Source organism: Pseudomonas sp. GW821-FHT11D10, assembly GCF_058808435.1.
Genome location: NZ_JBXARR010000010.1, coordinates 296,212 through 305,149, shown reverse-complemented (window position 1 = coordinate 305,149; position 8,938 = coordinate 296,212). Strand labels below are relative to the sequence as shown.

Annotated in this window: 7 protein-coding genes and 6 tRNA genes; 7 read left to right on the top strand and 6 right to left on the bottom strand. The window is 60.0% G+C overall.

What is annotated here, in order from left to right; genetic code table 11:
* Nucleotide 1 precedes the first annotated feature (1 nt).
* From AC1RT4_RS25815 to AC1RT4_RS25790, 6 genes are all read left to right on the top strand, one after another.
* Nucleotides 2-77: transfer RNA gene (locus AC1RT4_RS25815), tRNA-Glu, on the top strand.
* 2 nt (nt 78-79) lie between these two features.
* Nucleotides 80-155, top strand: a tRNA-Gly gene (locus AC1RT4_RS25810).
* 58 nt (nt 156-213) lie between these two features.
* A tRNA-Glu gene (locus tag AC1RT4_RS25805) sits at nt 214-289 on the top strand.
* A gap of 3 nt (nt 290-292) precedes the next feature.
* Nucleotides 293-368 (top strand) — tRNA-Gly (locus tag AC1RT4_RS25800).
* Between the two features lie 58 nt (nt 369-426).
* Nucleotides 427-502 (top strand) — tRNA-Glu (locus tag AC1RT4_RS25795).
* A 2-nt stretch (nt 503-504) separates the two neighbouring features.
* Nucleotides 505-580 (top strand) — tRNA-Gly (locus AC1RT4_RS25790).
* A 126-nt stretch (nt 581-706) separates the two neighbouring features.
* Here AC1RT4_RS25790 and AC1RT4_RS25785 read toward each other — a convergent pair.
* From AC1RT4_RS25785 to AC1RT4_RS25770, 4 genes are all read right to left on the bottom strand, one after another.
* Nucleotides 707-2,446, bottom strand: a complete 1,740-nt coding sequence (locus tag AC1RT4_RS25785) for a dipeptidase (RefSeq protein WP_493088832.1) — start codon at nt 2,444-2,446, stop codon at nt 707-709.
* A 195-nt stretch (nt 2,447-2,641) separates the two neighbouring features.
* Nucleotides 2,642-3,280 carry a LysE family translocator gene (locus AC1RT4_RS25780; protein ID WP_064383517.1) on the bottom strand — a complete coding sequence of 213 codons (639 nt, stop codon included), beginning with the start codon at nt 3,278-3,280 and terminating at the stop codon, nt 2,642-2,644.
* 1 nt (nt 3,281) lies between these two features.
* Nucleotides 3,282-4,052, bottom strand: coding sequence for a 2OG-Fe(II) oxygenase (locus tag AC1RT4_RS25775; protein WP_221533174.1), 771 nt, complete (start codon nt 4,050-4,052; stop codon nt 3,282-3,284).
* 90 nt (nt 4,053-4,142) lie between these two features.
* The gene (locus AC1RT4_RS25770; RefSeq protein WP_493088829.1) at nt 4,143-4,769 is read right to left on the bottom strand and encodes an alanyl-tRNA editing protein; all 627 of its coding nucleotides are present in this window, start codon (nt 4,767-4,769) and stop codon (nt 4,143-4,145) included.
* 90 nt (nt 4,770-4,859) lie between these two features.
* Between AC1RT4_RS25770 and AC1RT4_RS25765 the strand changes: the two genes are divergently transcribed.
* A complete protein-coding gene (locus AC1RT4_RS25765; protein WP_064598590.1) occupies nt 4,860-5,855 on the top strand; it encodes a LysR family transcriptional regulator in 996 nt (331 codons plus the stop codon).
* Nucleotides 5,856-5,911: 56 nt separating this feature from the next.
* Here the strand turns inward: AC1RT4_RS25765 and AC1RT4_RS25760 are convergent, their stop codons facing one another.
* Together AC1RT4_RS25760 and AC1RT4_RS25755 are read right to left on the bottom strand one after the other, a co-directional pair.
* Nucleotides 5,912-6,319 carry a PA2817 family protein gene (locus AC1RT4_RS25760; RefSeq protein WP_007950758.1) on the bottom strand — a complete coding sequence of 136 codons (408 nt, stop codon included), beginning with the start codon at nt 6,317-6,319 and terminating at the stop codon, nt 5,912-5,914.
* A 74-nt stretch (nt 6,320-6,393) separates the two neighbouring features.
* On the bottom strand, nt 6,394-8,841 hold the full coding sequence (locus AC1RT4_RS25755) for an acyl-CoA dehydrogenase (protein WP_493088827.1): 2,448 nt from the start codon (nt 8,839-8,841) through the stop codon (nt 6,394-6,396).
* Nucleotides 8,842-8,938: the final 97 nt, after the last annotated feature.

The window sequence follows — 8,938 nt, the reverse complement described above, 5'->3', positions numbered from 1 at the left end:
TGTCCCCTTCGTCTAGTGGCCTAGGACACCGCCCTTTCACGGCGGTAACAGGGGTTCGAGTCCCCTAGGGGACGCCATTGCGGGAATAGCTCAGTTGGTAGAGCACGACCTTGCCAAGGTCGGGGTCGCGAGTTCGAGTCTCGTTTCCCGCTCCAAATTCAAAAAGCGCCGCTTTGCAAAGAGCGGCGTTTTTATTAGTGAAAGTTGTAGCCTGTCCCCTTCGTCTAGTGGCCTAGGACACCGCCCTTTCACGGCGGTAACAGGGGTTCGAGTCCCCTAGGGGACGCCATTTGCGGGAATAGCTCAGTTGGTAGAGCACGACCTTGCCAAGGTCGGGGTCGCGAGTTCGAGTCTCGTTTCCCGCTCCAAATTCAAAAAGCGCCGCTTTGCAAAGAGCGGCGTTTTTATTAGTGAAAGTTGTAGCCTGTCCCCTTCGTCTAGTGGCCTAGGACACCGCCCTTTCACGGCGGTAACAGGGGTTCGAGTCCCCTAGGGGACGCCATTGCGGGAATAGCTCAGTTGGTAGAGCACGACCTTGCCAAGGTCGGGGTCGCGAGTTCGAGTCTCGTTTCCCGCTCCATATTCACAAAAACGCCGCTCAGTGATGAGCGGCGTTTTTGTTTGTGCGCTTTTTGTCGCGCAATAAAAAAAGGACCGCGAGGTCCTTTTTTTGTGGGCCCGCCAATGTGGCAGGCCCGATACGCGATCAGAGCTTCGGCAATTGCCCGATGCGGCCCATCATTTCGGTGACGATCTGCAGGTCCAGCAGGAACTGGTCAACGGTCTTGAACTCGCCATCGGTGTGACCGGTGTATTTGACCTCCGGTCGTGCCAGGCCGAATTGCACACCGTTCGGCAGTTCATGCACCGAGGTGGCGCCGGCCGAGGTGCCGAATTCGTGTTTCATGCCCAGGTTTTCGGTGGCCACGGCCAGCAGCGCCTTGACCCACTCGCCTTCAGGGTTGCGGTACATCGGTTCGGCGATCGAATAGTCGAAGTTCACCGCGACATGGTTTTTCTTGCTCCAGGCTGCCAGTTTGTCGGCGATTTCTGTCTTGAGCACTTCCGGCGACTTGCCCTTCGGCACGCGCAGGTTGACCGCGAGTTTGAAGGTTTTGTCGTCCATGCCGACGTAGGTCAGGGAGGTGGTCAGCGGGCCCATGAAGTCATCGGCGAAACCGACGCCCAGTTTTCCGCCTTTGTAGTCCAGGCCCCAGTTGTCGGCGGCGTAGTGCGCAGCGTCGGTGATGTGGTTGTGCTTGAAGGCGATCTTGCCGTCAACGCTGTGAATGAAGTCGAGCATGCGGGCGACCGGGTTGACGCCGGATTCAGGCTCGGACGAGTGCGCAGAAACACCGGTGACGGTGAGTTTGACGTCTTTGCCATCGACCTTGGCGTTCACTTCGAAATCGCCGCCATTGCGCTTGGCGTATTCAGCGCCGGCCTTTTGCAGGCTGGCCGCCAGCTCGGCGGGTTTGTCGGTCACCAGGGTGACGACCGAAACCGATGGAATCTGGTTGGTCGCCAGGCCGCCGGTCATCGAGGTGATTTCCGCGCCTTTGCCCTCGGCTTTACGCTTGGCAAACTTGGCCATGACCGTGCCGTAACCTTTCTCGGCAATCACCACCGGGTAGCCACCGTCCAGTGCCAGGTTGTACTCCGGCGTCGGGTTGCGTTCGAAGTAGTAAGGAATCGCATCGCCGGTGGTTTCTTCGGTGGTGTCCACCAGCAGTTTGAAATTGCGTGCCAGCGGCAGCTTCTCTTCCTTGATCACCTTCATGGCATACAGCGTCACGACGATGCCGTTCTTGTCGTCCTCGGTCCCACGGCCGTACATGCGGTCGCCGATCAGGGTGACCTTGAACGGATCAAGTTTGGTGCCGTCCTTCAGCACCCAGTTCTCCGGCGTTACCGGCACCACGTCGGCGTGCGCATGAATGCCGACGACGTCCTTGCCGCTGCCGTCGAGGGAGATTTCGTAAACGCGGTTGTCGATGTTGCGGTAGTTCAGGCCGAAAGACTCGGCCAGATCCTTGATCTTGCCGGCGATCTTGATGAATTCGGGGTTGTCGTGCTGATCGACACCGTCCTTGCGGAAGGTCGGGATTTCCACCAGTTCACGCAGGGTTTCCAGCGCGGCTTTGCCGTACTTCACGCGGGTGTAGAGGCCGAGCAGGCGATGGATCTCGTTTTGCTGTTCGGCGGTCAGCGTCTTGTTGTCGAGGAAGGCGCTGATGGCCGGGCGCAGTTCGTCGGTCTTGCTCAGGTCGTTCTTGGCCAGATCGCCGAGAAACGCTCTGAAATCACTGACCTTTACCTCGTTGAAGGTCTTGAGGATGGTCGCGCTCTGCTGCTCGGTAAGGTTGGCGTGGGCTGGCAGTGTGACGGACGAAAGGCTGGCCAGAATCAATGTCGACGCGGCCAGTTGCTTGAGTGAAAAGTCCATTGCTAAGGGCATTCCTTTGCAGGCAGTGAGTAGGAGGTGTCTGATCGAAGCGTCAGACGGTTTCGCAAACTAACACCACCAGCGAGTGATAGGGGAGCCCCCGAAGTGGGACGCGTCGCACAGAAATGCAAAAGCGGCGCAGAAATGAAAAAGCCCGTCCAGTCCGTCTGGATCGGGCTTCTCCGATCAATGCGCTTACATCGACAACACCAGACGCCCGGCAAACAGGATCAGAATCACCCCCATGCTGCGCTCGAACCAGTGGCCCATGCGCATGAACAGCACGCGCACTTTGCTGCTGGAAAAGAACAGCGCGACGATCACGAACCACAACGCATTCACCCCGCACATCCACAGTCCGTACAGGGCCTGGATTTGCAGCGGTGTGCTGGCGCTGATGATTGTGGTGAAGATCGCCAGGAAAAACAGCGTGGCCTTGGGGTTGGTGGCGTTGGTCAGGAAACCGGTGGAGAACGCCTTGAACAGCGATTGCTCAACCAGCGGTTCATCGCTGGTTTTTTCGCCTTCCAGTGCCGTCTTCGGTTTGCTGCGGATCAGGCTGACGCCCAGATAAAGAATGTAAGCACCGCCGACCACTTTGGCGACTGTCAGCAGCCAGGGCGTGGTGTGCATCAAGGCGCCGACGCCCAGCAGGGTGTACAGCACGTGCACGGAAATTCCCGCACCGATGCCCAATGCCGTGCAGATGCCGACCAGTCGACCGAAACGCACACTCTGGCGGATGGTCACGGCGAAGTCCGGTCCGGGAGCGACCACGGCCAGAAAGTGGATGGTGGCCAGCGCCAGAAACTCGCCCAGGTAATTCGATGTCATTTCAGCTCCAGAAAGTCAGGGGTGAAGCATTGCCGCGATAGCCGACAAAAAACGAAAGGCTCAAGCGCGGATCGGCCACGCCCGGCGTTACCGAGTGCATGCGACGCGAATTGAACATGATGAAATCCCCCGGTTCCGGGCGAACTTCGAGGGCGGGCGGGCCGAGCAGTGCCGGGTCGATGCCGTAGCTGTCGCCGCGCATTTCATCGAACTGGTCCGGCGAGATGTCGTCTTCCCACATCTGTAACGCGCCGCCCTCGGTCGGCATGTTCAGGTAGACGTTGCAGGCGAACTGCGCCTCGAGGCTGCGGGCCTGGAAACTCTCCGGGGCGTCCTTGGCGAAGATGTCGTGATGGGCGAGGAAGCACACGCCCGGTTTCACTACCCGGGACAGGCCGACATACATCTTGCGACCGTAGAGGTTTTCCAGATGGGCGCCTGCGGGCCAGGATTCGTCGAGCATGCAGCGCAATGTGTCGACCGGCGACGAGTAGGGCGCGCAGCGGTTACGCAGTTCGGCAATGTTGCTGGTGGCGCGCTCGAAGTAGTCTTCGATCAGCAGCGGCTGGTTTTCCGCTTCGTAGAACGCCATGCCGATGCGGCCGATGCTGGGCGCATTGATGTAGCCCTCGAAGCCCGGGGCGAGGATCTTGTCGCCAATCTGGATCGCCTGCGCCTGGGGCAGAAAGCCTTTGACGCGGATGGCGAGGACTTCTTCGTTGGCCAGTTTTTTTATGCACGTCTCATCGAGACGCTCGACGTCAAGCATCATGGTTTCAGGTCCATCTATCGAATAGTCAACGGAACCGGCGAACGCGGTTCCCCCGGCGTCGGACGCTGCATCTGGCAGCGCCCGAAATCCTCAATCCACGCTGTAGTGGACGGACAACGTGCCTTTCTTCTGCGAAAGGGACGCGATCGTGACTGTGCCCAGATCCTTCAGGCTGCGTACATGGGTGCCACCACAGCCATAGGCTGGCAGTTCACCGAAACCGATTTCCCGCGCGCCTTCGCGCAGGGACGTCAGGCGTGGCAGATCGTGTTCGATCCATTGCCCGATGCCGTATTGAACGATTTGTGCATCGACTTCCTGGGCCGAATCTCCGGGCTTGAACTGCACCCGGCCTTCGTCCGGCCAGTGGTGGGCCTTGATCGGCATCCAGCCCATGGCCTGGACAAAGTGGCCGATCAAATGCCCAGCAGAGTGCATGCGGGTGTTGAAATGGCGACGTTCTTCGTCGACGCGAATCTGGGTCATGCCCAGCGGCACCGGTTGATCGACGAAATGAATGATCCGGTCCGGTTCCTGGACGACCCGCATAACCTGGCTGTCGCCAATCCAGCCGGTATCACAGGGTTGGCCACCGCCCTGAGGATGAAAAAGCGTGGCGCGCAACACAACGGCGAATTCGTTCTCGTGGGGCGTGCAGTCGAGGACTTCCACATTGGCCTTGAGGTCATCACTATGGAAAAAGAGGCGAAGCGTCATATTCCATGCCCTTATTAAAGTTTCTTTTTTAATTATATGAATCGTGCAATAACGTGATAATCCGTTCAAACATCAAAGGACTGTTGCGCTGTGAGCATAAATCTCCCGCTGCCGCTGCTCGGTGAAATGGCGATTTTCGTCAAGGTCGTCGAGACCGGCAGCTTCTCCGAAGCCGCTCGCCAATTGGGCTCATCGCCGTCGGCAGTCAGCCGCAGCATTTCCCGGCTGGAGAAGGCGCTGGCCACGCGGCTGCTGCAACGCACCACACGCAAACTGCGCTTGAGCGATGGCGGGGAAGAGGTGTTCAAGCGTTGCCAGGAAATGGTCAGCGCGGCGAAGTCGGTGATGGAGATCAGCGGCCAGTTCACTCACGAAGCCGAAGGTCTGGTGCGGGTCAGCGTGCCGAAAGCGGTGGGGCGATTCGTGATCCATCCGCACATGCCGGAGTTTCTGCGGCGCTACCCGAAGGTAGATGTGGAGCTGTTGCTGGAAGACCGCCAGGTCGATCTGATCGACGACCATGTCGATCTGGCTATTCGCATCACGGATCGTCCACCGGCCGGATTGGTGGGGCGACAACTGCTGACCATCGACCATTTGCTCTGCGCCACGCCGCAATACCTGGCCGAACACGGGACGCCAACTCATCCCCACGACTTGCTCAACCACAGTTGCATTTACCTGGGCGAAACCCCGAGCGATGCGCGCTGGAAATTCAAGAAAGGCACGAAGGCCGTCACCGTCGGCGTGCGCGGGCGGTATGCCGCCAATCACACCGGCGTGCGTCTGGGCGCCGTGTTGCAGCACATCGGCATTGGCAGCCTGCCGTATTTCACCGCGCGTTATGCCCTGGAGCAGGGGCTGATCGTGCAGGTGCTGCCGGACTGGACATTCCTGGCGTCGTACCACGGCGGATTGTGGTTGCTGCACTCGCCGACGCGCTATCTGCCGCCGAAGTTGCGGGTGTTCATCGACTATCTGGTGGAGTGTCTGGAGAAAGAGCCGACCCTGAGCAAGCCGGGAAAGTCCGGCGGTTCAAAACCGTTGGCCGAGTACGAATTGCCCGAGAGTGAAGGGTTGCTCTGACCCCATGAAAAAGGCCCGCATGGATCACCATGCGGGCCTTTTTTATCGGGCGAAAATCAGTGCTTGCTGTCCTGGGCGGACATCGCCAGCAGCTGTTTTTCCTGGTTCCAGTCGAACGGTTCGTCGTTCTGTTCGGCTTCGTAGCGGCGTTCTTCCAGCGCCTGATACATGTCGATTTCTTCGTCGGACAGGTAGTGCAGGCAGTCGCCGGCGAAGAACCACAGCAGATCCCGCGGGATCAGGTGGGCAATTTGCGGGTAACGGGTAATCACTTGAGTCAGGATGTCCTGGCCCAGGTATTGGCTTTCGATCGGCTCGATCGGCAGGGATGCCAGCAGTTCGTCGAAACGCTCCAGGAACAGGGCATGGCTTTCTTCGGGAACCTGATCGGCCTCACCTACGGCGACCAGGATACTGCGCAGGTGGTCGAGCAAAACCAGATGATCGGCAACGACGTTGGACACGAGATAAGTCCTCAAGAGCAAAACGGGCGCGGGAGTATAAAGCCCCTGCGCCCGTTTTTCACTGATTGAAGGGATCAGCGGATTTTGCCGTCCGCCGGTTTCAGTTGCTCCTTGTCGAAATCATCGACATCGATCACCTTGCGCCGCGCCGTTTCGGCATCACGCAGGGTCTGGGCTTCCACGGCCTGCAACACCCCGGCCTCCAGCGCCGCATCGATGGCGTGTTCGCCGGCGACCGGTTTGACCTGACCGCTCTTGAGCGAGGTGTGCAGTTTCTTGTGCAGCGGTTGCGCAGCGTTCAACTGATCGCAGGCGTGTTGCAGCGCACCGACCGCATCGTCGGCCGATTGCGGGCGATAGCAACCGGCAAGCAGTTCTTCCAGCGCCGGATCGCCCTTGGCCCGGCCGATGACCGCAGCCACTTCGGCGCCGAGTCTGTCCGACGGGCCTTTGTGACGGCGACCGAACGGGAACACGATCACTCGCAGCAGGCAGCCGAAGACCCGGTTCGGGAAGTTGGTCAGCAGTTCGTCCAGCGCTTTTTCCGACTGGCCGAGGCTTTCTTCCATGGCCCATCTGAACAACGGTTCCATGTACGCCGGGGAATCGAGGTCGTGATAACGCTTGAGCGCCGCCGAGGCCAGATACAGGTTGCTCAGCACATCGCCCAATCGTGCTGACAGACGCTCGCGGCGTTTCAGTTCACCACCCAGCAACATCATGCTCAGGTCGGCGAGCATGGCAAACGCGGCAGCCTGACGGTTGAGCGCGCGGAAGTAACCCTGGCTGAGCTTGTCTCCCGGTGCATGTTCGAAATGACCGAAGCCGAGGTTCAGCACCAGCGTGCTGGCGGCGTTGCTCACGGCAAACCCGATGTGCTTGAGCAGCAGGCCATCGAATTCCTTGAGTGCCTGATCCTTGTCCTCGCGTCCGGCGAGGGCCATTTCCTTGAGCACGAACGGATGGCAGCGGATCGCGCCCTGACCAAAGATCATCAGGTTGCGCGAAAGAATGTTCGCGCCTTCCACGGTGATGAAGATCGGCGCGCCGTTCCAGCTGCGGCCCAGGTAGTTGTTCGGGCCCATGATGATCGCCTTGCCGCCGTGCACATCCATCGCGTGGCTGATGCACTCGCGACCGCGTTCGGTGAGGTGATATTTGAGGATCGCCGACAGCACCGAGGGCTTCTCGCCCAGATCCACCGCGTTGGCGGTCAGCATCCGTGCGGCGTCCATCATCCAGGCGTTGCCGCCGATCCGCGCCATGGCTTCCTGAATGCCTTCGAATGCTGACAGCGGCACGTTGAACTGCTCGCGAATCTGCGCGTATTGTCCGGTCACCAGACTGGTGAACTTGGCCGCGCCGGTACCCACTGCCGGCAGCGAGATCGAACGCCCGACCGACAGGCAGTTCATCAGCATCATCCAGCCTTTGCCGAGCATGTCCTGGCCGCCGATGAGGAAGTCCAGCGGGATGAACACGTCCTTGCCGGAGTTCGGGCCGTTCATGAACGCAGCGCCCAGCGGCAGGTGGCGGCGACCGATTTCCACACCGGGAGTGTCGGTCGGGATCAGCGCGAGACTGATGCCCAGGTCTTCCTTGTCGCCAAGCAGGTGATCCGGGTCATAGGCCTTGAAGGCCAGGCCGAGCAAGGTCGCGACCGGGCCGAGGGTGATGTAGCGTTTTTCCCAGTTCAGGCGCAGGCCGAGGGTTTCCTGACCTTCCCATTCGCCTTTGCAGATGATCCCGGTGTCGGGCATGGCGCCAGCGTCGGAGCCAGCAAGCGGGCCGGTCAAAGCGAAGCACGGAATGTCATCGCCCCGGGCCAGCCGTGGCAGGTAATGATTGCGTTGTTCGTCGGTGCCGTAATGCAGCAGCAGTTCGGCCGGGCCGAGGGAGTTGGGCACCATCACGGTGGAGGCGAGGTCGCCGCTGCGGGTCGCCAGTTTCATCGCCACCTGGGAGTGGGCGTAGGCGGAGAAACCCTTGCCGCCGAATTCCTTGGGAATGATCAGGGCGAAGAAACCGTGTTCCTTGATGTGAGTCCAGGCTTCTGGCGGCAGATCCATCGACTGGCCGATCTGCCAGTCGGTGACCATCGCGCAGAGTTCTTCGGTCGGGCCGTTGATGAACGCCTGTTCTTCTTCGCTCAATTGCGCCTTGGGATAGGACAGCAGCTTGTCCCAGTCCGGGCGGCCGCTGAAAAGTTCGCCGTCCCACCACACCGTGCCGGCATCGATCGCGTCGCGTTCGGTCTGCGACATCGGTGGCAGGGTTTTCTGGAACCAGCTGAACAGCGGCGCGGTGAAGTGTTTGCGGCGCAGGTCAGGCAACAGCAGCGGGGCGGCCACCAGTGCCAGCACGACCCAGAAAATCAGCAGCAACCAGCCCGGTGCGTGGCTGAAAATCCCCATCGCCAACAGGTAAGCGGCAACGATGCCCAGTGCCGGCAGCGGGGCGATGCGCCGGTGGGCCAGATACGCCACGCCGACGATCAGAACCAGTATCCACAACAACAGCATATTTAATCCTCCGTGAACCAGGGCGAACCGACCCACCAGAGCTTAGACGGCATCTGCAAAACGGGGCGGTCAGAGCAAGGTGATTGAAATCGTGGGA

Excerpts from the sequence above, each read along its gene's own strand:
- AC1RT4_RS25785 (WP_493088832.1), bottom strand. The coding sequence starts at position 2,446 with ATGGACTTTTCACTCAAGCAACTGGCCGCGTCGACATTGATTCTGGCC.
- AC1RT4_RS25780 (WP_064383517.1), bottom strand. The coding sequence starts at position 3,280 with ATGACATCGAATTACCTGGGCGAGTTTCTGGCGCTGGCCACCATCCAC.
- AC1RT4_RS25775 (WP_221533174.1), bottom strand. The coding sequence starts at position 4,052 with ATGATGCTTGACGTCGAGCGTCTCGATGAGACGTGCATAAAAAAACTG.
- AC1RT4_RS25770 (WP_493088829.1), bottom strand. The coding sequence starts at position 4,769 with ATGACGCTTCGCCTCTTTTTCCATAGTGATGACCTCAAGGCCAATGTG.
- AC1RT4_RS25755 (WP_493088827.1), bottom strand. The coding sequence starts at position 8,841 with ATGCTGTTGTTGTGGATACTGGTTCTGATCGTCGGCGTGGCGTATCTG.